The organism is Flavobacterium sp. CG_9.10 (assembly GCF_015752245.1).
Classification (GTDB): domain Bacteria; phylum Bacteroidota; class Bacteroidia; order Flavobacteriales; family Flavobacteriaceae; genus Flavobacterium.
Genome location: NZ_JADOVD010000008.1, coordinates 138,015 through 161,295 on the forward strand (window position 1 = coordinate 138,015; position 23,281 = coordinate 161,295).

19 protein-coding genes are annotated in these 23,281 nt (G+C 35.1%); 11 read left to right on the forward strand and 8 right to left on the reverse strand.

Annotation, left to right across the window (positions count from 1 at the left end; all coding sequences use genetic code 11):
* The first annotated feature begins 105 nt into the window (after positions 1-105).
* Positions 106-1,065, forward strand: coding sequence for an MBL fold metallo-hydrolase (locus tag IWX84_RS08835; RefSeq protein ID WP_196850378.1), 960 nt, complete (start codon positions 106-108; stop codon positions 1,063-1,065).
* Between the two features lie 253 nt (positions 1,066-1,318).
* Here the strand turns inward: IWX84_RS08835 and IWX84_RS08840 are convergent, their stop codons facing one another.
* Both IWX84_RS08840 and IWX84_RS08845 read right to left on the reverse strand, forming a co-directional pair.
* On the reverse strand, positions 1,319-1,858 hold the full coding sequence (locus tag IWX84_RS08840) for a 3-hydroxyanthranilate 3,4-dioxygenase (protein WP_196850379.1): 540 nt from the start codon (positions 1,856-1,858) through the stop codon (positions 1,319-1,321).
* 88 nt (positions 1,859-1,946) lie between these two features.
* Positions 1,947-3,056 (reverse strand): endonuclease/exonuclease/phosphatase family protein, encoded by a 1,110-nt coding sequence (locus tag IWX84_RS08845; RefSeq protein WP_196850380.1) that lies wholly within the window; start codon positions 3,054-3,056, stop codon positions 1,947-1,949.
* A gap of 265 nt (positions 3,057-3,321) precedes the next feature.
* Between IWX84_RS08845 and IWX84_RS08850 the strand changes: the two genes are divergently transcribed.
* From IWX84_RS08850 to IWX84_RS08860, 3 genes are all read left to right on the forward strand, one after another.
* Positions 3,322-4,218, forward strand: a complete 897-nt coding sequence (locus IWX84_RS08850; RefSeq protein WP_231385452.1) for an LD-carboxypeptidase — start codon at positions 3,322-3,324, stop codon at positions 4,216-4,218.
* A gap of 293 nt (positions 4,219-4,511) precedes the next feature.
* Entirely contained in the window at positions 4,512-4,871 is a 360-nt protein-coding gene (locus tag IWX84_RS08855; RefSeq protein ID WP_196850381.1) for a YraN family protein, read from the forward strand.
* 119 nt (positions 4,872-4,990) lie between these two features.
* Complete coding sequence (locus tag IWX84_RS08860; protein ID WP_196850382.1) at positions 4,991-5,647, forward strand: aspartate kinase; 657 nt, start codon at positions 4,991-4,993, stop codon at positions 5,645-5,647.
* Positions 5,648-5,733: 86 nt separating this feature from the next.
* On the opposite strand, the gene mfd is transcribed toward IWX84_RS08860, so the two are convergent.
* Both mfd and IWX84_RS08870 read right to left on the reverse strand, forming a co-directional pair.
* A complete protein-coding gene (gene mfd, locus IWX84_RS08865; protein WP_196850383.1) occupies positions 5,734-9,192 on the reverse strand; it encodes a transcription-repair coupling factor in 3,459 nt (1,152 codons plus the stop codon).
* On the reverse strand, positions 9,185-9,787 hold the full coding sequence (locus tag IWX84_RS08870) for a hypothetical protein (protein WP_196850384.1): 603 nt from the start codon (positions 9,785-9,787) through the stop codon (positions 9,185-9,187). Before IWX84_RS08870 ends, mfd begins: the two co-directional genes overlap by 8 nt.
* Before the next feature lie 223 nt (positions 9,788-10,010).
* Here IWX84_RS08870 and IWX84_RS08875 point away from each other — a divergent pair, with 223 nt between their 5' ends.
* From IWX84_RS08875 to IWX84_RS08885, 3 genes are all read left to right on the forward strand, one after another.
* Complete coding sequence (locus tag IWX84_RS08875; RefSeq protein ID WP_196850385.1) at positions 10,011-10,949, forward strand: L-threonine 3-dehydrogenase; 939 nt, start codon at positions 10,011-10,013, stop codon at positions 10,947-10,949.
* A gap of 249 nt (positions 10,950-11,198) precedes the next feature.
* Entirely contained in the window at positions 11,199-12,950 is a 1,752-nt protein-coding gene (locus IWX84_RS08880) for a DUF885 domain-containing protein (protein ID WP_196850386.1), read from the forward strand.
* Between the two features lie 177 nt (positions 12,951-13,127).
* Positions 13,128-13,505, forward strand: a complete 378-nt coding sequence (locus IWX84_RS08885) for a hypothetical protein (RefSeq protein ID WP_196850387.1) — start codon at positions 13,128-13,130, stop codon at positions 13,503-13,505.
* 121 nt (positions 13,506-13,626) lie between these two features.
* Here the strand turns inward: IWX84_RS08885 and IWX84_RS08890 are convergent, their stop codons facing one another.
* The 4 genes from IWX84_RS08890 to IWX84_RS08905 all read right to left on the reverse strand — a co-directional run bounded on the left by IWX84_RS08890 (position 13,627) and on the right by IWX84_RS08905 (position 19,927).
* Positions 13,627-15,501, reverse strand: a complete 1,875-nt coding sequence (locus IWX84_RS08890) for a M1 family metallopeptidase (RefSeq protein ID WP_196850435.1) — start codon at positions 15,499-15,501, stop codon at positions 13,627-13,629.
* Positions 15,502-15,565: 64 nt separating this feature from the next.
* Positions 15,566-17,179 carry a S8 family peptidase gene (locus tag IWX84_RS08895; protein ID WP_196850388.1) on the reverse strand — a complete coding sequence of 538 codons (1,614 nt, stop codon included), beginning with the start codon at positions 17,177-17,179 and terminating at the stop codon, positions 15,566-15,568.
* Positions 17,180-17,369: 190 nt separating this feature from the next.
* Positions 17,370-18,995, reverse strand: coding sequence for a S8 family peptidase (locus IWX84_RS08900; RefSeq protein ID WP_196850389.1), 1,626 nt, complete (start codon positions 18,993-18,995; stop codon positions 17,370-17,372).
* A 71-nt stretch (positions 18,996-19,066) separates the two neighbouring features.
* Positions 19,067-19,927 (reverse strand): MBL fold metallo-hydrolase, encoded by an 861-nt coding sequence (locus IWX84_RS08905; protein ID WP_196850390.1) that lies wholly within the window; start codon positions 19,925-19,927, stop codon positions 19,067-19,069.
* A gap of 170 nt (positions 19,928-20,097) precedes the next feature.
* Here IWX84_RS08905 and IWX84_RS08910 point away from each other — a divergent pair, with 170 nt between their 5' ends.
* The 4 genes from IWX84_RS08910 (at position 20,098) to sufC (ending at position 23,251) form a co-directional block, all read left to right on the forward strand.
* Entirely contained in the window at positions 20,098-20,427 is a 330-nt protein-coding gene (locus tag IWX84_RS08910; protein ID WP_196850391.1) for a HesB/IscA family protein, read from the forward strand.
* A gap of 91 nt (positions 20,428-20,518) precedes the next feature.
* Complete coding sequence (sufB, locus tag IWX84_RS08915) at positions 20,519-21,967, forward strand: Fe-S cluster assembly protein SufB (RefSeq protein WP_196850392.1); 1,449 nt, start codon at positions 20,519-20,521, stop codon at positions 21,965-21,967.
* Between the two features lie 7 nt (positions 21,968-21,974).
* The gene (locus IWX84_RS08920) at positions 21,975-22,463 is read left to right on the forward strand and encodes a flavodoxin family protein (RefSeq protein ID WP_196850393.1); all 489 of its coding nucleotides are present in this window, start codon (positions 21,975-21,977) and stop codon (positions 22,461-22,463) included.
* Positions 22,464-22,498: 35 nt separating this feature from the next.
* A complete protein-coding gene (gene sufC, locus IWX84_RS08925; RefSeq protein WP_196850394.1) occupies positions 22,499-23,251 on the forward strand; it encodes a Fe-S cluster assembly ATPase SufC in 753 nt (250 codons plus the stop codon).
* Positions 23,252-23,281 lie beyond the last annotated feature (30 nt).

Consider the following 23,281-nt stretch of genomic DNA (forward strand, 5'->3'; position numbering starts at 1 on the left):
TTAGACGAATTTAATCAGTTGGTATCGATTCTACAAAATAAATGCTCCAAGTCCAAAAGAAGAAACTAATTTTATGCTCTGAAAATTAATTCAAAATTTAAAACTATGACATTATTTAATCGGCTCTGGATTTGTTTGTTTTTAATTTCAATAAGTATAACTGCACAAAAAGAACAAAAATCAGCATTTCAGGTAATTCCTTTGGGTGTAAAAGGAGGTACTGACGAAAAAAATCTTTCGGCTTACTTGCTTGCGCCGTCAAATACCAACGATTTTATTTGCCTTGATGCTGGGACAATATATTCCGGAATTGAAAAAGCGATTGAAAATAAAGTTTTCAAACTCTCTGCAACTGAAGTTTTAAAAAAATACATCAAAGGCTATTTTATTTCACATGCGCATTTAGACCATGTCTCTGGTTTAATTATTAATTCGCCTACAGATTCATCAAAAACAGTTTACGCCATCAAGAGCTGCATGGAAATGATGGACAAACATTATTTTAATGGACAAACTTGGGCAAATTTTGGAGATGAAGGAACTGGATTCCAAATAAAAAAATACCATTTTCAAACATTAAATACAGGAAAAGAAACGTTGATTACAAATACAACAATGACCGTAAAAGCGTTTGCGCTAAGTCATGGAAGTCCTTATGAAAGTACCGCTTTTCTAATAAAAAATGGAGATGCCTATGCTTTGTATTTAGGCGACACCGGACCCGATTTTGTTGAAAAAAGTAACAAATTGAGTTTGCTTTGGACCGAAATTGCGCCTTTAATTAAAAACAAACAATTAAAAGGAATTTTCATTGAGGTTTCGTTTCCTAACGAGCAACCCGATTCTCTGTTGTATGGCCACTTAACGCCTAATTATCTTTTAAAAGAACTTCATACTTTAAGTGCGCTTAATGGAAAAGATGCTTTAAAAGATTTTAAAATAATTGTTACACATTTAAAACCGCCAGTTGAAAATATGTTGAAAATTAAAGCGCAGTTAAAAAAGCAGAATGATTTGGGCCTGAAACTTATTTTTCCTGAACAAGGCAAACGATTTGAATTGTAGATTATGTTTTGTTAATATACCTTCCATTTTCCAATTTAAATTATACTTTAAACTCGTTTTTTACCTACTTGAAAAGCATATTCAAACATGAAATCTATTTCTTTTTTAAAATGTGTTCCAATATTTATTTTAAAAAAAAATATCATTTATATCAACCAACCCTAGCCCCGGTAGTAGCGGTATCCTTTTGTGGTCTCGTTCTTTAACGAGACCAAAAAAGATATAGCGAATGACGGGAAATTGCTCCTGAATATTATTTTTTGGCTATGAATGTTGGGTCAGCCTCCATTACGGTTCCGCAATTCTCGCAGGTTCTCAACTTTTCTGAATTGTAAAAATGCTCAAAATGAGGCAAAAAATCATTTTCGATGTTGTGAAGCTCGAAATAAACTTCATACAATTTATGATTGCAGCTATCGCAAAACCATAATAAACCGTCCTTATAGCCTAGTCCAGCGCGTTTACGTTCGATTACTAATCCTATAGAACCTTCGGAACGCACTGGTGAGTGGGGTGTTTTGGCCGGATGAAGGTACATATCGCCTGCATGAAGTTCCATTTCTTTTCGCTCGCCGTTATCTTGAACGATTACTTTTATCGAACCTTCGAGTTGGTAAAACAATTCTTCGGTTTCGTTGTAATGATAATCTTTCCGAGCATTGGGACCAGCGACAATCATGACGATATAATCCCCCGATTCAGTATATAGATTTTTATTTCCTACCGGCGGTTTTAGAAGATGACGGTTTTCGTCTATCCATTTATTGAGGTTGAAAGGTTTTGCTATTGCCATGTTTTCTAATTTTAGTGTAAAGTTATGAAATAAAAAAATAGGTAGAGAGGCACTAGTTAGAGATGCACTGCAGTGCATCTCTACAAGATCATTTTTTTTCTTTGATCAAATAAATATAGACTGGAAAATGGTCGCTGAAGCCAATTTCTGTCGGCGAGTGTCTCAAAGGATATCCTTTGTATTGTCCACTGGTTTGTATCAAAAAAGCTTTGTTATAAATCCCGGCTTTCCAATAGGAAAAAGAAGTTTTACTAGTTGCCAATAAAGATTCGGAAACCATTATTTGATCGAAAATATCCCATGCGTCGCGAAAAGCGATAGTTCCCATTCCGTTTTTGGCCATTTCTTCAAATGGATTGTAAATACCGAGTGGCTGGACATCTGCTTTTTTGGCTTTGGCACCAAGCGCAATTTTAACGCTCCTATTATATGGACCATCATTCAAATCGCCAAGGGTTATGACTTTTGCATTTGGGTTTATTCTTTGCAAGGAATCGATTATTTTTCTATTTAATGCTCCCGCCGCTTCTCTAAAAGGACTGGTTTTTTTCTCACCGCCAGAACGGGATGGCCAGTGATTTACAATGATATTAATTTCTTCTCCATCGAGAAAACCAGTTACCAGAAGCTGATCTCTGGTGTAAATACGATGATTTTGATTGCTTACTTGCAAAACATCATCGGTCTTTTCTTCCGATTCTGTTTTTAAAACTTCCTTCGTTTTTGAGTCATTCTTATAAACAAACAAAGGAATATTTGAAAAACTGGTGGGTTGAAACTGCTTTTTTTGATACAACAAGGCGACGTCAATTCCTCTTTTGTCAGGAGAATCAAAATGAATAATTCCATAGTCTTTATTAATCAGTTTGGGTTGTTTGATTAAATCTTCCAAAACTCCTCTGTTTTCAATTTCGGAACCGCCTATGAATGTGGGAGAATCTGAATTTTCCCCTGACCCAATTTCAGATAAAACTCTTGCTAAGTTGGCAAGTTTATGATGATATTTTGTAGAATTCCAGCGTTGCGCTCCTGTTGGCGTCCATTCATCATCATTGGTAACTGGGTCATTTATAGTGTCGAAGCAATTTTCGAAATTATAAAAAGCCACCGTATGAATGATATAATTTTTCTGTTGTGCCGATGAAGTTGCATTGGAGAAAAATAAAATAAACAGGAGAATCAAAGGAGTTATTCTCATAAATTTTTTAAATTATACAATTAAATTGACTTGTTCGCTATTTGTAAAAATACTCCATTTAAATATGGAACTCTACATTATTTTCAAAAAACCTATCTTTGTGTTCGTTTATACTGACGCTTACTTCTTAGAATTTGATATATTTATAAAAAAAACAAAAATGCATTCGAATCGATCCACTTTTATAAACATCCATTTTGTTTTATATAAATTCCTATTTCTTATTTTTGTTTTACAATCCTTCAACTGCAAAGCCGAAACACCGATGATTACACCACCTATTTTACAAAAAGGAGATACAATAGCCATTTTGGCAACAGCCAGAAAAAATATAGACGATAACCTCAAACCTGCGATAGATTTAATGCACAGTTGGGGTCTTGAAGTCGTTATTGGCAGTACAATTGGTTTAGATGACAATCAATTAGCCGGCACCGATGAACAACGTGCAGCCGATTTTCAGAAACAATTAGACAACCCAAACATCAAAGCGATTTGGTGTGTAAAAGGCGGATATGGCACGGTGCGAATGATTGATTTATTGGATTTTACCAAGTTTAAACAAAATCCAAAATGGATTATAGGTTTTAGCGATGTTACCGTTTTGCACAATCATTTGAATACTTTAGGTTTCAAATCCATCCACGGAATTATGCCAATAAGTATTCCCAGAGCAACAAAAGAAGCTATAGAATCGTTACGCGTTGCAATGTTTGGGCAACCTCTTGCTTATAAAGTGCCCCCATTTGCAATGAATAAATTGGGGACTGCCGCCGGTCAATTAGTTGGCGGAAATTTATCCATTTTATACAGTTTATTTGGTTCTAAATCAGCAATTGATTGCACGGATAAAATTTTATTCATCGAAGATTTAGACGAATATTTATATCATATCGACCGCATGATGATGAACTTGAAACGCAATGGCTGTCTGGAAAGCATAAAAGGAATTGTGGTGGGTTCCATGACAAAAATGAAAGACAATGATATTCCATGGGGGAAAAATGCCATTGAAATAATTGATGATGTCACAAAAAAATACAACATTCCCGTTTTGTATAATTTTCCCGCAGGTCATATTCAAGACAATAGAGCCTTGGTTCTAGGAAGTAAAGTGACGATTGATGTAAATGATAAATTGAGTACTGTTATATTTGAATAAGAAATCGCTTTTCCCGAAAAAGTAGAGAATAGAAGGAAGTAGTTGGAGAATGTATATTGTAAACTGAATACAATTTTTTTGATTTTCGATTTTTGATTTTCGATTTTTAATTTCAGAAGTTTGGAAACTGAGCACTATATATTGAACACTGAAATTGATTGCAGATTGAGGATCAGCGATTTTCGATTTCAGAAGTTTTTAAAACCGGATAGAAAACACTATTTTTAATCGAAAGTCTATTCAAATTGAATACTGCTCCCGAAGCTTCGGGATGAACACTGAACACTATTCTCATGGCTGAACACAACGAACTTGGAAAACTTGGGGAAGAAATGGCAGTCGAATTTCTTCGGAAAGACGGCTATACTATTTTAGAAACCAACTGGACCTTTCAAAAAGCGGAAATCGATATCCTTGCCCAAAAAGAAAATACGCTTGCCGTTGTGGAAGTAAAAACCCGTTCTTCCCTAGAATTTGGATTGCCACAAGATTTTGTAAAACCAAAAAAAATTCAACTTCTTGTAAAAGCGGTAGATGCTTTTGTAAATGCAAAAGATTTAGACATTGAAGTTCGTTTTGACATTATCGCCATCCACAAAGAAGGCAAATCTTTTGTAATTGAGCACCTTATGGATGCTTTTTACCATTTTTAAATAAATTTTAATGTGTTATATTTGTAACAAATTGTTTTTTTATTATATTTGCAGTAGTTTTTAACACAACTATTTACTAACTACAACCTTTTACAACAAAAAACTAAAAACTTATAGCTATGAAAACTGTTTCTTCTATTGTAGAAAATTACATCAAAACCAAGCCTTTTTTATTGAATGCCTTATCGCTCGGAATTATTAATCTGACTTCACTATCGCGTAATATAATGACCGAATTGGAAAGTGAATTTGGCAAAGAAGTGAAGCAGGGCGCAGTTGTCATGGCATTAAAAAGATTAACCGAAGAATTAGATTTTCGACTAAATCATAAAATCAATAAAGTCATAAAAAACATTGGAGAAATTACCGTTCGCTCCGCGTTGACCGATTATACTTTTGCGGCGTCAGACACCGTTTTAAACAAACAAGCTGATTTAATTACTGATATTAATTCGTTTCCAGATATTTTTTATACCTCATCAAGAGGCGTTAATGAAACTAATATTGTGGTAAGCAACAGTGTAACCCATTTGGTTGATAAACACTTTGCATCCGAGAAATTAATTCAAAAACTAGACAATCTAGCTTCAATAACTGTAAAATTACCAAAAGAAAACATCGTTGTTCCAGGGATTTATTATTTCATTTTCCAGCGTTTGGCTTGGGAAGGAATTATTATCAATGAGGTGATTTCGACCTCAAATGAATTTACCATTTTGGTAAGTGAAGAACAAGTGGATGTGGCTTTTAAAGTGATTAAGGATTTGAAGAATTAGGAATCCTCCCCCTGCCCCCTCCGAAGGAGGGGAGACCAGGTGGAACTATATTTACTGTAATTAATTTACTAAAATTTAATTTCATTCTACTTCCCTCCCAACATCTCCATCAATTCCAAAGCTGTCCTCGTATTCTTCACATTGTCAAAAGTCAACAATAACCTTAAACCCGCTGGTGTTTGTTTTTCTTTCATTTTACAAATAGAACTGTGTTTTTGTACAAACTGCAACACGTCTTGAAAACGGTTCGACTGGTAATAATCCGATTGTTGGTCGGATATGAAATACCCAATCATTTTGCCTTGTTTCATCACCAATTTCTCGATTCCAATGCGAGTGGCAATCCATTTTATGCGAATACTATTCATTAACGCTTTGGCGCGTGGTGGCATAGGACCAAAACGGTCAATCAATTTATTTTGGAAAATAATGAGTTCTTCTTCATTTTTTACACCGCCCAATTCATTGTATAAACTCAATCGCTCGGAGACATTATTGATGTATTCGTCCGAAAACAACAACTCAAAATCGGTATCGATTTGAAGGTCTTTTACATATTCTTTGGTTTCCAAATTGTTTTCTTCAGGATATAAATCCTTGAATTCATTTTCCTTCAATTCATCAATAGCTTCGTTCAGAATTTTTTGGTACGTATCAAAACCTATCTCATTGATAAAACCACTTTGTTCACCACCTAATAAATCTCCTGCACCACGAATCTCTAAATCTTTCATCGCAATATTAAAACCGCTTCCCAATTCACTGAATTGTTCCAAGGCTTGAATTCGTTTTCTCGCATCATCAGTCATGGCAGAATAGGGTGGACAGATAAAATAGCAAAACGCTTTTTTATTACTACGCCCTACTCGACCTCGCATTTGATGCAAATCAGACAAACCAAAATTATTGGCATTATTGATAAAAATCGTATTGGCATTAGGAACGTCCAGTCCGCTTTCGATGATGGTGGTTGCCACCAAAACATCAAATTCACCGTTCATAAAAGCCAACATCAACTCTTCCAGTTTTCTGCCTTCCATTTGTCCGTGACCAATTCCCACTCTGGCATTGGGAACCAAACGCTGAATCATTCCGGCCACTTCTTTTATATTTTCGATTCTGTTATTGATGAAAAATACCTGCCCGTTACGCTGAATTTCATATGAAATCGCATCCCGAATCAACTCTTCACTGAAGCCCACCACATTGGTTTCGATAGGATAACGATTGGGCGGAGGCGTTGTAATTACTGATAAATCGCGTGCAGCCATCAACGAAAACTGCAAAGTTCTCGGGATTGGAGTTGCTGTTAAGGTCAGCGTATCTACATTGGCTGCAATGGTTTTAAGTTTGTCTTTTACGTTGACACCAAATTTTTGTTCCTCGTCCACAATCAGCAATCCTAAATCTTTGAAAACCACATTTTTATTGACCAATTGATGTGTTCCAATAACAATATCCAGTTTTCCTTCGGCTAATAATTTTAAGGTTTCCGCTTTTTGTTTGGCAGTTCTAAAACGGTTTAAATACCCCACAGAAACCGGCATATCTTTCAATCTTTCGGTGAAAGTACGGTAATGTTGGTAAGCCAAAATCGTTGTTGGTACTAAAATGGCCACTTGTTTACTGTTATCAACCGCTTTGAAAGCCGCACGAATAGCGACTTCGGTTTTACCAAAACCCACATCACCGCAAACTAAGCGATCCATTGGGCGGTCACTTTCCATATCGGCTTTTACTTCTGCCGTCGATTTAGTTTGGTCGGGCGTATCTTCGTATATAAACGAACTTTCCAATTCGTTTTGCAAATAGCTATCCGGCGCAAACTTGAATCCTTTATCCAATCTTCTTTTGGCATACAGCTGAATCAGGTTGAAGGCAACATGTTTAACGCGTGCCTTGGTTTTTTGTTTTAAAATCTTCCAAGCATTCGAACCCAGCTTGTAAATCTTGGGTGGCGCACCGTCTTTTCCGTTGTACTTTGAAATTTTATGCAGCGAGTGAATGCTCACATACACAATATCATTATCGGCATACACGAGCTTTATGGCTTCTTGAGTCTTGTTTTCGACTTGTATTTTTTGCAATCCGCCAAATCGTCCAATCCCGTGGTCAATATGTGTTACATAATCGCCAACGGATAAAGTTGTAAGTTCCTTTAAAGTAATATTTTGCTTTTTCGAATAGCCGCTTTTAATGTTGAATTTATGGTAGCGCTCAAAAATTTGATGGTCGGTGTAACAAGTGATTTGGTTTTCTTCGTCGATAAATCCTTGGTACAAAGGCAAAACGATTGTGTTGTATTGCTTTCGGATATTCTCCGCATTCGCTTCATCCAAGGTTTTTCCCCCTTTTTTAATTGTTTTTAAATGGTGGTCAAGAACCGTCTCACTAGTATTTCCCTTCGAATTAAAATCTTCACTTAAGACGGTTTCGAAAATATCATGAAACCGCTTCGCCTGAGCTTCATTTGAACAAAACAAATAGTTTTTATATCCGTTAAAATGATTCTCGTTCAAGTTATTCAACAACAAATCAAATTGCTTATTGAATGACGGTTGCGGCTTAATGTGATACTCGAATTTTTTAGTGGTTCTAAAAATGGGTTTCGAATTCAATTCCACAATCGAAAAGTCCAACGCTCTTTTTATAAAACTCGCTTGATTCAAGAATAATTGTTCGGGAGTGGAATGTTTTATGTCTTTTGACAATTTTTCAAAAGCTTCTTCTGCTTTGGCAAATTGTTTGTCTAATTGTGATAAAAAATATTCCGTGTTTTGAATAAAAATAACCGTTTTCTCCGAAATATAATCCAAGAAGCTTTCTCTGTTTTCCTGAAAAAATTTATTCTCGACATTCGGGATTATTGTAATTTTTTTTTGTTTTTCCAATGACAATTGCGTCGCAACATCAAAGCTGCGAATGCTTTCCACTTCGTCTCCAAAAAATTCTATACGGTACGGATTATCATTCGAAAAAGAAAACACATCGACTATTCCTCCACGCACCGAGAATTCTCCTGGTTCTGTTATGAAATCAACCCTTTTGAATTCATATTCGAATAAAACTTCGTTGATAAAATCGATAGATATTTTGTCGCCTACATTTACTTTCAGCGTGTTATTGTCTAATTCTCTTCTGGTTACCACTTTTTCAAAAATGGCTTCGGGATAAGTGACAATAATGGCCGGTTTTTTGCGGGAATTAATTCTGTTGAGGACTTCGGCGCGAAGCAGAACATTAGCGTTATCAGTTTCTTCAATTTGGTAGGGACGACGATACGAACCTGGATAAAACAACACATCCTGGTCGCCAATCATTTGTTCCAAGTCATTCAAATAGTAAGCTGCCTCTTCTTTATTGTCTAAAATAATTAAAAAAGGCTGCTCTGCTTTTTTAAAAACAGCTCGGATAACAAATGAAAGTGCAGATCCTAACAATCCATTAAGATGTATTTTCACCTGATTATTTTCGTGCAACCGGGCAACAATTTGCTCTGTTTTAGGCGAATTATCGTAACTGTTGTATAAGGCTTTTTTACTCAACTTGAGGGGTATTTGGGTCGACTGGCGTGTTTGGAATTGCTCTCGAGGCATCCATCATTTTCTTTAATTCAGATTCTCCTTCTTCGACAGGAATTTTACTTTTTTCCACAATTTTGTCCATTTGTCTTTGCAAGGACACCAATTCTAAATTAATTTCTGAAACCAAAATAGTCACTTTTTTATCAGGGATATTATCCAAGTTAATGAATAAATCCAGCATTTGAACTTTTGTGATTAAAGTGGATACTCTGCTTTTTATTTGTGGTTGGTTGAATTGACTCGGAATGTTGTCATTTAAAGCCATTACTTTTTTAGTCAATGCTTTTGATTTTTTTTGAAAAGCTCCTAAGGTTTTTTTAGGTTTAATAGCTAATTCAGCTAGAAAAATTCTCCATTCGTTCCAAGTTGATATCGATGCCTCTGAAGTTGCATTAATAGGTGTGTCGTAAAAAACCCAGCCTTTGTTGATATTTGAAAAAATAACTTCGTTTTTCTTAGCTTGTTTTTGATTTTCTGCCAGTCGTTTTTGATTATCATTTTTGCATGAAGAAAGAATGATAATCAGAAAAAAGAGGCATGATAATTTATATTTCATAGTTGAATATATTAAAGGACAAAGTTACAAAGTAAATTTATAATAACGAATTACAGTTCAGGAATAACAATCTAATGTCTTAGAAGTGCTTTTATGTATTAAAAAACATAAAAATTAAGAAATAAACCAACTTTATAAATGCTTTTTCAAGAAATTTCATACTTTTTTTTCAAAATAATAATATATACGAAAACGTTATATTTGCATTTCTAAAACAGACAAAATGAGTACTAAAATATTGATTATAGGCGCTTGCGGACAAATTGGAACGGAGCTTACCCATAAATTACGAAAGATATATGGAACTGAGAATGTAATTGCTTCCGATATTCGAAAACTGAACAATGACGTAGTGAATTCAGGCCCTTTTGAAGTAGTAAATGCATTGGATTTCAATCAAATTGAGCATCTTGTCGAAGTGCATCAAATTGATGAAATTTATTTAATGGCTGCCTTATTATCTGCAACAGCGGAGAAAAACCCAGCATTTGCTTGGGATTTGAATATGAATTCGTTGTTTCACGTTTTGAATTTGGCTAAAGCCAAAAAAATAAAAAAAATATTCTGGCCATCAAGTATTGCTGTTTTTGGTCCTACAACACCTAAAGAAAATACCCCTCAATATACAATCATGGAACCTTCTACGGTTTACGGAATCAGTAAACAATCTGGTGAAAGATGGTGTGAATACTACCATAACATTTTTGGAGTTGATGTGCGTAGCGTGCGTTATCCGGGATTAATTAGCTGGTCGTCCCCTCCGGGCGGTGGAACCACTGATTATGCTGTAGATATTTATCACAAAGCTTTAAGCGATGGAAAATACGAATGTTTTTTATCCTCTGAAACTAAGATGCCAATGATGTACATGGATGATGCCATTGCCGCAACAATACAAATTATGCAAGCACCAGCCGAACAAATAAAAATTCGTTCTGCTTATAACCTGGCCGCAATGAGTTTTACCCCAACTGAAATTGCCGCTGAGATTAAAAAACACATTCCAGAATTTACTATTTCTTACGAACCAGACTTCCGTCAAAAAATAGCCGACAGTTGGCCAGCAAGTATCGATGACGCCGAAGCCAGAAAAGATTGGAAATGGAAACACGAGTTTGATTTAGAATCAATGACAAAAGATATGCTGGAACATTTGAAATAATTTTTTGTCTATTCTTTTAGGTGATTAAAGCCGACAGACATTGAAATAAAAAATGTCTAATTGTACAAACCCAGGAATCCAACCTGTTTTTACAATTAGACATTTTTACGTTAGTGGATATTATGGTACAATTCTGTTAAATAAATAAAAACCATATTGTTATAAAAATTCTTACTTTTGATTAGCTATAATTTTAATCGGAATAATAGCAATAAACAAACCGCTGTTTTAATCTTAACTTCTTCGAATATGAAAAAAATTATTCTATTACAATTCGTTTTTATCTTTACTTTAATTGGTTGCAACCAAAATAAAAAAAGTGCTGCCTCAGGCGATACTGTTTTTGAAAAACTTTCCGAAGACTACCTGAATGGATATTTAGCCTGGCGTCCACAAATGGGAGTGGCTCTGGGACTTCATGAATATGACGGGAAAATTACTGATTTCAGCAAAGCTTCATTAGATAAGGAAGTAGCAAGACTAAAAGAGTTTGATAAAAATCTTTCGCAAATAGATTCCGCTTCTTTAAGCAAAAAAAATTATTATGATTGGAAAATGATGCGTTCCAACATTAAGAATGAGTTATTTTCTTTTGAAGATTTAAAAATATACACTAAAAATCCAATGACTTACGCCGGATTAATCGATGTGAATATTTATATCAAAAGAAATTTTGCCCCAATAGAACAACAGATTAAATCCATCATTGCTATCGAGAATGAAGCACCAAAGATTTACGAAGCTGCTAAGGTAAATCTACAGGATTCATTGGCATTACCACACATTCAGTTGGCAATTGAAATTGCAAAAGGCTCCGCTTCCTTTCTTGGAACCGATCTTTTAATTGCATTGAAAGACGTTAAAAATGATACATTAATGAAGGCTTTCAACAATGCCAATAAAAAAGCCATTGATGCCATAAACGATTACGCTTCGTTTTTGGAAAAAGAAAAATTAGCCAAGGCAAACAATAAATATGCGATTGGCAAAGCTAATTACCAAAAAATGCTGTTGTATGGCGAAGGAATCACAATGTCAGCAGATGATATTTTAGCTGTTGGAATGAAAGAATTGAAGAAAGAACAAGAATCGTTTAATGCGGCTGCAAAAATTATCAATCCTAACAAAAAACCCCTTGACGTATATAACGAAATGCAAAAGGAACATCCTACAGCCGCAAGTTTAATACCCGATGCCAGAAAAAATTTGGAGTCAATTCGCCAGTTTTTGATTGACAAGAAAATCGTTACCATGCCTTCTGAAGTGCGGGTAATGGTAAAAGAAACGCCAACTTATGCGCGCTCAACTAGTACGGCTTCGATGGATACTCCTGGCCCTTTTGAAACAAAAGCAACAGAAGCTTACTACTATATAACACCGGTAGACCCAAAATGGACACCAAAACAACAGGAAGATTGGTTGGCACAATTTAATTTTTACACGACGGATGTGGTTTCAATCCATGAAGCTTATCCGGGGCATTACACCCAATTTTTACATTTAAATGCTTCGGATGCCTCCAAGATTCAGAAGATATTTGGAAGCTATGCTTTCATTGAAGGTTGGGCGCATTATACTGAAAAAATGATGCTAGATGCCGGTTTTGGAAACACTGGCGACCCAATTAAGGCGGCAAAATATCGTTTAGCCCAATCTGGAGATGCATTGTTGCGTATTTGCCGTTTGTGTGTCTCAATTAACACGCATTGTCACGGAATGAATGTTGATGACGCTACTAAATTTTTTATAAACAACTGGTATCAAGGCGATAAACCGTCTAGACAAGAAGCTTTGCGCGGAACCTACGACCCTGGTTATTTATTCTATACTTTGGGTAAATTACAAATCCTGAAATTACGTGAAGATTACAAAAAACAAGAAGGCGACAAGTACAGCTTACAAAAATTTAACGATGCGATGATGGATAACGGTATGCCGCCAATTCAAATTATGAGGGAAGTATTATTGAAAGACAATAAATCATGGAGTAAAATTTTATAAAATGTTTGCCTGGCCAATTTCACTAATTTAGGATGAATCTATAAATTAATTTGCCTGTAAATTACTTTTTTGATTGACAATAAATATAAAATTTGGGTTAAGCGCTAATCACAATCTTAACCCAAAAAATGAAATTAGCATTCTATAAAGGCTATCTTTAAAAAAAATAAAATTATTATGTCAGAAAAAAATAAAAAACAGTTTGGTGTTTGGATGGATTCTAATCATGCAACCATTGTAGGAAGAGAAAATGTTGATAACGGGGATTTCGTAGTCTTAGGTCATGTAAAAACCGAAGATCCAGGTCATAATTCAAGTGAAAAAACAGCGAACAATCAAGAAATTGGCTTAACGCAAAAATTTTTCAAGGACATTGCCAGCATAATGCCAAATGTGGATGAAATTCATCTAACTGGAACAGGCCAAGTTCAAGAACAATTCACAAAGTTTCTTTCTGAAACTGCTCAATATAAAAATGCAGTATCGACAGATAGCACTTCTAATAAAATGAGTGATGAAAATCTGGTTACTTATATTAAGAATTATTTCGAATAGTTAAATCAGAACATTGAATATAAAAACCCCCGAAATCTTTGGTTTTCGGGGGTTTTTTGTTTAAAATCTGGGATGTGAAATTAAATTTTTAGAAACAGAAATTTTTGATTTTAATGAAATATTACTTAATCTCGTATGTATTATTAGCTGATTTGACATCTGCCATTAAACCACTTGAATCTATGGCGATTTTCTTTATTGAAGTTCTAGGCTTTGAAATAGCAAACTCATACGTAGGATGAGCCCATGTCCAATCTTTTAAAACTGTTCTTTTTATAGCTGGATTTGGATTCTCTTTTTCAAAACTCATCATGCGCAACGGGATGTAAAAACTTTCTGTACTCCCATCTGTATATTCCACCGTCAAATCAATTGGCATTGGCATTCTACCAATTCTTTCCAAAGTAACTAGCGTTTGGTCTTTATTTTCTTTTACGTCTTTAATTCCGTAATCAATTGTATTAGTAGTTTCAGCCCAATCCACCAAATACCAATCTAAATTTGCGCCAGAAACTCTTTCAGCAGTTCTTTTGATATCATTTGGAGTCGGGTGCTTGAACTTGAAATCATGAAAATATCTTTTGATGGTTTCCTCTAATTTATCCTTTCCAATCACGTAATTTAATTGCGACAAAAAGAGACTTCCTTTTACGTATGAAGAAATACTGTACGGCCTATTTTCATCATAACGATCTCCATGAGTGGTTTGCGGTTGTTCCTTGCCTGATTCAACCAATTTATAGTACGCGTTATAATTCCCTTGGAAAGGGTTTTCCACTTTTTTAGTGCCTAATTCATTAAGCGCCCAATCTTCAACGTAAGTTGTAAACCCTTCATCCATCCAAGGATGTTTTGACTCATTTGAAGCCAAGATGTGTTGAAACCAAGAATGTCCCAACTCATGCGTAGCAGTACCTAAAATTCCTTCTAAAGTTCCGTTTCCTAACATCAAAGTACACATGGCATATTCCATTCCGCCATCACCACCTTGTATAAAAGAGTATTGTTTATAAGGGTAATTTCCAATTTTCTGATTGTAAAAATCCATCACATTAACCATTAAAGGTTCTAGCTTTTTCCAATTTTCTACTGTCTTTGGATTGTTTTTATACAAGAAATGCAAATCAACATTATTTGGTCCTTTTACCACATCGTGCATATAATTTTTATCGGCAGCCCAAGCGAAATCATGTACCATAGGCGCTATAAAATGCCAAGTCAATGTTTTCATTTTCTTTGGCGTAGTCACGGTAACACCTGCATCTTGGTAACCGTGTCCTATTTCATTTTGGTTTTGCAAATAGCCTGAACCTCCAAGTGTGTACCCTTTATCAATGGTAATATTCACATCAAAATTCCCCCAAACACCGTGAAATTCTCTGGCGATATAAGGATCTGCATGCCAACCTTCGAAGTCAAATTCGGCCATTTTAGGATACCATTGTGACATTGATAATTCCACTCCTTCCACATTATTTCTTCCTGAACGACGAATTTGTACTGGAACCTGACCGTCAAAATTCAATGTGAAAGTGCTTTTTGAATTGGGTAATATTGGCTTAGCCAAAGTAACTTCAAGAATAGTCCCCACCTCTTTGGCAGTTGCATCAACACCATCTTGCTTGAAATTTGAAATTCGCAAATAGCCAATTTCATTTGGTTTCAAAGTCTTGATTCGGCTTTCTTTTACATCTTTACCATCCACTTTCATTTTGTTGACCATTCTCGCGTCTGGATCTATAATCTTCTGAATTCTGGCGTCCATTTCACTTCCGGGTTGGAATGCATTTGGAAACAAATGATAAAACACTTTTTTCAAAGTATCAGCAGAATTATTGGTGTAAACCAATTCCTGTTTTCCTTTGTATTGGTAGTTCTTAACATTCATGTTCACATCCATTTTGTAATCGACTTGTTGTTGCCAATAACCGGTGCTTTGGGCCGATGCAGCACAAAAATTAAGTGTGATAAAAGATAGTAAAAAGAGTTTTCTCATCATTTTTGTAATAAAAAATGGAAGAACATTGTGCCCTTCCATTGGATTAGTAAATTAATTTATTTTAAATGCTTTTAGATAATGTTTCTGCAAGAATCAAAGCATTGTAGGCGTTGATCATTTTTCCTGATTTTGAAGTATCAGTTGCCGATTTTTTTTCATTATTTTCCCCTAATTCTACTGACGCTGGAAGTGGTGTTCCAGAATCCATTAGGATTTGTTTCACTTGCTTTGCAGATAATTTTGGATAATAGGAACGAACTAATGCTGCAACTCCGGCTGCATTTGGCGAAGCCATAGAAGTTCCTTGTTCGTATTTGTATTTATTATTTGGAACCGAAGCATAAATTTCCATTCCTGGAGCATATACATCTACATTGATAGTTCCATAATTAGAAAATGGCGCAACCACCTTTTGTCCGTAAACATCATTCAATGCCCCAACAGTAAGGACATTACTCGCAAATTCTATTTTATTGTCTTCTGAATCATTTGGAAAATTGATGTTTTTCGCTACATCAATATCATTTCCATCGTTTCCTGACGCATGTACAAACAAAACGTCTTTCTTTTCCGCATATTTTATTGCATCAAAAACCCATTGCTTGTGTGGCGAGTAACTTTTTCCAAAACTTCCATTGATTACTTTTGCTCCATTATCTACGGCATATCTTATTGCCAAAGCAATATCTTTATCATACTCATCACCATTAGGAACGGCTCTTACGGACATAATTTCCACATTATTTGCAATTCCGTCTCCACCAATATTGTTATTTCTAACTTGGGCTATGATTCCGGCAACGTGCGTTCCATGCATTGCTTCTTCTTTATCCGGTCCGTACACAATGTTGTTTCCGTATTTAGTGTCTTTGATGTCATCCGGATTATCGCCAACCACTTTTCTGCCATTGAATTCTTTGTTCAAATTGTAATTCAATTGGTCATAGATATATTTTCTGTATTCTTCGATGTCTGCGTTGAAATTTGGACCTCCTTGTGCAATAACACTAGTCATAATTGTTTTACTTCTATTCAATTTATCGTCAGAAGTGACAATTGCTTTCAATTCGTCTAACGTGTAATTGTCCTTTTTCAAATAAGTCTGAATAGATTTATTTGTGCTCATTAGAAAGTCCACTTGTTGTTTTCCTTCTAATGCTTTATTGTATTTATCTTCGTAATCCGCTTTAGCTGCTTTATAAGCAACAGAACCATCGTCTGCTTTTTTCAGCATTCTGGTCATTTCTAAATTCTCAAATCCGGAATCGCCAAGGAAATTCCACCCGTGAATATCATCGATAAACCCATTTTTGTCATCATCAATTCCGTTGCCAGAAATTTCTTTTGCATTGGTCCAAATTACCGCTTTAAGATCTTCATGGTCAATATCGACACCTGAATCAACAATTCCTACAATGACTTTTGCGCCTTTTTTACCTTTCAATAATTCAGCATATGCTTTGTCAACGCTCATTCCTGGAATAGTATCTTTTACCAAATCTAAATGACTCCAACGTTTCAAATCGTTTTCACTTATGGGAGCAATTTTCTTAATTATTTGAGGAGCAGTTACTGTGATTGGTGCGGCAGTATGAGAAACTTTCTTTTGTGCACTACAACTAACTAATGCTAAAAGCGCAAAAGCCGAAAAGTAGATAGGTTTAATATGATTCATTTATGATTTTTTTAAAATTAAATGCGCGCCTAAATTATGTTTTTTTGTTACAAAAATTAAATAGATTAACACTCTATTATGATTTGCGGACAAGTGTATAAGGGAATAAATCTGAGGAAAAGTTGTATGGATCAAAATAAAAATGGAAGGACAATTTGCCCTTCCATTTATAAATAATTTAAACTATTTATTATTTAGACATTTTTTCTGCCATCAATATCGCATTGTAAGCATTTACTATTTTTCCAGATTGAGACAAGGTAGTAAAAGATCGAGTGTCATTTGGTTTTCCTCCAACAATAACATCTGCTGTAATCGCTACTCCTGAGTCCATTAAAATATGTTTTACCTGTTTTGCAGATAATTTTGGATAATAAGAACGAATTAATGCTGCAACTCCGGCAACATTTGGTGAAGCCATTGACGTTCCCTGCAAATATTTATACATATCATTTGGTGTCGTAGCATAAATTTTTACTCCCGGTCCAAAAGTGTCAACATTGATTTTTCCATAATTAGAAAAACGCGCCACTACTTTGTTTCCGTATTCAAAATTCAATGCTCCAATTGTGATTACATTATCAGCAAATTCAGTTACTTTATCATCAGAATCATTTGGGAAATTATTCTCTGTATCGATGTTTTTCGCATCATTTCCAGCTGCATGGACAATCAACACATCCTTTTTCTCTGCATATTTGATAGCGTCGTAAACCCATTGTTTGTGTGGTGAAAAGCTTTTCCCAAAACTTCCGTTAATTACTTTAGCACCATTATCAACTGCATAACGAATTCCAAGAGCAATATCTTTGTCGTATTCATCACCATCTGGCACAGCGCGAACCGTTAGAATTTCAACATTATTTGCTATTCCGTCCCCACCTAAAGCGTTATTTCTAGTTTGAGCAACAATTCCAGCAACATGGGTTCCGTGAAGAATTCCATTTTTATCCGGGCCCATTACGTTATTGTTTCCGTATTTTGTATCCGTAATATCTTCCGGGTTATCGCCTACAATTTTTCTGTAATCGGTTTTTAGGTTGTCCCCTTTTAAAGTCGCATCAAAACCATCCAATTGTTTTTGAACAGCAATTTTCAAATCCGCTACGGGCATGCCATAAGAAAGCATTTGTTCCATTGAAGCCTTGCTTTTTTGCATTAATGGTTCTTGTGAAACAATTGCTTTAACTTCTTCCATGGTGTAAACTGGTTTTCCAAAATGCTTTGCCAAAGTAGCATCACCATCTTTTAGAGCTGCTAACATTTGCTCAGAGCGTGTTTTCCCTGAAGCTGCATCGGCAACTTTTTTATCATTTAATGCTTTTGCAGCTTGATAAGTTACGGCATCAACTAAGTTTTTATTCTTTAAAATTCTCTCGTATTCCAAATTTTCTTTGGTAATATCTCCAAGAAAATTCCAACCGTGAATATCATCGATATATCCGTTTTTATCGTCATCAATTCCGTTTCCGGCAATTTCCTTTTTATTGGTCCAAACCACCGATTTCAAATCTTGATGTTCGATATCAACTCCCGAATCTACAATCCCCACGATAACTTTTACTCCTTTTTTATTTTTCAATAATTCGGCATACGCACGATCAACGCTCATTCCTGGAATCGTATCTTTTACGATATCTAAATGACTCCAACGTTTTAGATCGTTTTCAGTTATTGGTGCCTTTTTTTTAATGTTTAATGGGGCACTTATGGCATTAGTATTTGCCATAGAATTAGAAACTTGTTTTGAAGCGCCACATCCTGCCAAAACTAATAGGGCAAATGCAGATAAATAAATTGGTTTAATGCTATTCATGAATATTATATTAAATTTTAAGTGTTTGTCTAAAAAAAACTGTTTTGTTACAAAAATTTTTATGACTGATATTATTTTAGGATTTGTTCACAACTGAAAACTTCCTTCAATCTAACCCCTTTTTCCGTTTTTTCAACGGTAATGATTTCGTTATGCGCATCGTGTTCCAAGAATAAATAGTAATTATTTTCGGCAGCGGCATTTAGAAATTTTGCTTTTTCTGGCATGGTCAACAAAGGTCTGGTATCATAGCCCATCACATAAGCAATAGGAACGTGTCCGGCTGTTGCCAATAAATCAGCGCAGAAAACAATCGTTTTATCCTTATATTGAATGTGTGGAATCATTTGTTTTTCGGTATGACCATCGGCAAAGAAAATACCAAATCCCAACTCTGATTTTTCAAGGAAATCGCCCTCGGGTCTTTGGATAAAATTTAGTTGCCCGCTTTCCTGCATCGGCAAAATATTTTCAGACAAGAATGACGCTTTCTCTCTCGGATTTGGTTTTGTAGCCCATTCCCAGTGATTTTCATTAGACCAGAATTTAGCATTTTTAAAAGCCGGTTCGTATCCTGTTTTGTCGGCGTTCCATTGCACACTTCCGCCACAATGGTCAAAATGTAAGTGCGTCATAAAAACATCGGTAATATCATCCCGATGAAAGCCGTGTTTCGCCAAAGATTTATCCATCGAATGGCTTCCCCAAAGTGAGTAATACCCAAAAAATTTCTCGGATTGCTTGTTACCCATTCCGGTATCAATTAAAATTAATTGGTTTCCATCTTCAATTAATAGACATCGGGCAGCAATGTCAATTAAATTGTTTTCATCTGCAGGATTGGTTTTATTCCAAATGGTTTTTGGTACAACGCCAAACATAGCGCCACCATCGAGTTTAAAATTTCCGGTTTCTATAGGATATAGTTTCATGTTCTTTTATGTTTTTTGACAGGTTCCAAAGTTAAGGAATTCAAATGCTTTTAGTGGTTTCAAATAGCTTTTTTCTATTTTGGCATTGGTTATAAAAATGTTTTCAATTATGGAAAAAGGTTTTTATATAGTATCTTTGCGGTTAATTTAGACAAAATCAAAATAACGATATGATAAAAGTTTCTGATACTGCAAAAAAGAAAATCATCGACCTTATGAAAGATGATGGTTTTGATGCTGCGGTCGACTACGTTAGAGTTGGCGTGAAAAGCGGCGGATGTTCTGGATTGTCTTATGATTTAAAATTTGATAAAACAAAGAGCGAAGATGATAAAATCTTCGTTGATAACGATATAACGATTGCTGTTGAAAAAAAATCTTTCCTTTATTTAGCCGGGACCATATTAGAATTCTCAGGAGGAATAAACGGAAAAGGGTTTATTTTTAATAATCCAAATGCCAACAGAACTTGTGGTTGTGGAGAATCGTTTTCGCTATAAACGAATAACAAAAGATTTAAACCATTAAGAAATTAAGCCAATTAAGCCTTTATAAATCTTAATTTCTTAATGGTTTTAAAAAAGAAAAAAAATGAGTAAATATACAGAAGACGATTTAAAAATCGAACTCGAAACTAAAGAATACGAATACGGATTTTACACTGAATTAGAATCGGAAACGTTTCCTATTGGTTTAAATGAAGATATCGTTCGCGCTATTTCACAAAAAAAAGGAGAACCTCAATGGATGACCGATTGGCGTCTGGAGGCTTTTCGTGCTTGGGAGCAAATGACCGAGCCAGAGTGGGCAAATGTGCATTATACCAAACCTGATTTTCAGGCCATTTCTTATTATTCGGCGCCAAAAGCGGTAGATCCAAATAAAACATTAGACGATGTAGATCCCGAACTTTTAGAAATGTACAAAAAGTTAGGCATCTCTGTCGATGAGCAAAAAATGATGAATAATGTGGCTATGGATATTGTAGTCGATTCGGTTTCAGTAGCAACAACATTCAAGAAAACATTGGGCGAAAAAGGAATTATTTTTATGAGTATTTCTGAAGCCATCAAAGAACATCCAGAATTAGTTCGTAAATATTTAGGAACGGTCGTGCCGCAAAAAGATAATTTCTATGCCGCATTAAATTCGGCTGTTTTCTCCGATGGATCTTTCTGTTATATCCCAAAAGGAGTTCGTTGCCCAATGGAACTTTCGACTTATTTTAGAATAAATCAAGCCGGAACAGGACAATTCGAAAGAACATTATTAATTGCTGACGAAGGGAGTTATGTAAGTTACCTTGAAGGTTGTACCGCTCCAAGTCGTGATGAAAATCAGTTGCACGCTGCTGTAGTGGAACTAATCGCTTTGGACGATGCCGAAATCAAATATTCTACTGTTCAAAACTGGTATCCTGGAAACAAAGAAGGTAAGGGTGGCGTTTTCAATTTTGTGACTAAAAGAGGAATCTGCGAGAAAAACGCAAAAATTTCTTGGACACAAGTAGAGACCGGTTCTGCCATTACTTGGAAATATCCTTCCGTAATATTAAAAGGAGACAATTCAACAGGCGAATTTTATTCGATTGCTGTTACTAATAATTTCCAACAAGCCGATACGGGAACAAAAATGATCCATTTAGGTAAAAACACTAAATCGACTATTATTTCTAAAGGAATTTCTGCTGGAAAATCACAAAACAGTTACCGTGGTTTAGTAAGAATTTCACCAAATGCAGATAACGCCAGAAACTTTTCTCAATGTGACTCGTTACTTATGGGAAATAATTGTGGCGCGCATACTTTTCCTTATATCGAAAGTAAAAATCCATCAGCCAAAATAGAACATGAGGCTACAACAAGTAAAATTGGCGAAGACCAAGTTTTCTATTGCAACCAACGTGGAATTCCTACTGAAAAAGCCATTGCTTTAATCGTAAACGGTTTCAGTAAAGATGTATTGAATAAATTGCCAATGGAATTTGCTGTAGAAGCTCAAAAATTATTAGAAATTTCTCTTGAGGGAAGCGTTGGATAATTTGAATATGGGAAACAAGAAAGTTATTATTGTCGGTTCTTCCAGAAGCAATGGAAATACTTCAAAAATAGTTGATAAAATTTCCACACAGATAAATGCTGATATTATTGATTTAAGAGATTATTCGATTTCCTATTATGATTATGAAAGTCATAATAGAGCCGATGATTTTTTGCCTTTAATAGCTTCAATTATTGAAAAATATGACACACTGGTTTTCGCAACACCCGTTTACTGGTATAGCATGAGTGGGATAATGAAAGTATTTTTTGATCGCTTTTCTGATTTAATTAGAATCGAAAAAGAATTAGGTCGAAAATTAAGAGGTAAAAATATGTTTGTGATTTCAAATTCTGATGATGATACATTAGATTATGATTTTCAATTGCCCTTCCGATTATCCGCAGAATATTTAGGAATGAAATATTTAGGAGAAAAGCATTTATCCTATCAAACAATAAAAGACCACGAACATATAAATAGTATTTTAGAATAAAAGAGAATTTAAATCCTTTTAAAATTAAAGAAAACATGTTAAGTATAAAAAATTTACACGCCTCCATTGGAGACAAAGAAATATTAAAAGGAATTAACCTTGAAGTAAAAGCGGGAGAAATTCATGCGATTATGGGACCAAACGGTGCCGGAAAAAGTACGCTCTCAGCAATCATTGCAGGAAATGAGAATTACGAAGTAACCGAAGGGGAAATCCTTTTAGAAGGCGAAGATATTTCTGAATTGGCTCCCGAAGAGAGAGCACATAAGGGCGTATTCTTATCGTTTCAATATCCAGTGGAAATCCCAGGAGTTTCTGTGACTAACTTTATGAGAACAGCAATAAACGAAACTCGTAAAGCACAAGGTTTAGAGGAAATGCCTGCGAATCAAATGCTGAAAGTGATTCGTGAAAAATCAGAATTATTAGAAATTGACAGAAAATTTTTGTCCCGTTCTCTTAACGAAGGTTTTTCTGGTGGGGAGAAAAAACGTAACGAGATTTTCCAAATGGCGATGTTAGAACCAAAATTGGCTATTCTTGATGAAACTGATTCTGGACTAGATATTGACGCACTTAGAATTGTTGCCAATGGAGTGAACAAACTGAAAAGTGATAAAAATGCTATTATCCTAATCACACACTACCAAAGATTATTGGATTATATCGTTCCTGATTTTGTTCACGTATTGTACAACGGAAAAATTGTAAAATCCGGCGATGCAAGTCTAGCATTAGAATTAGAAGAAAAAGGGTACGACTGGATTAAACAAGAACAAGAAGCTTAAAATTTTGTTTGAAGTTTAAAGTTTAAAGTT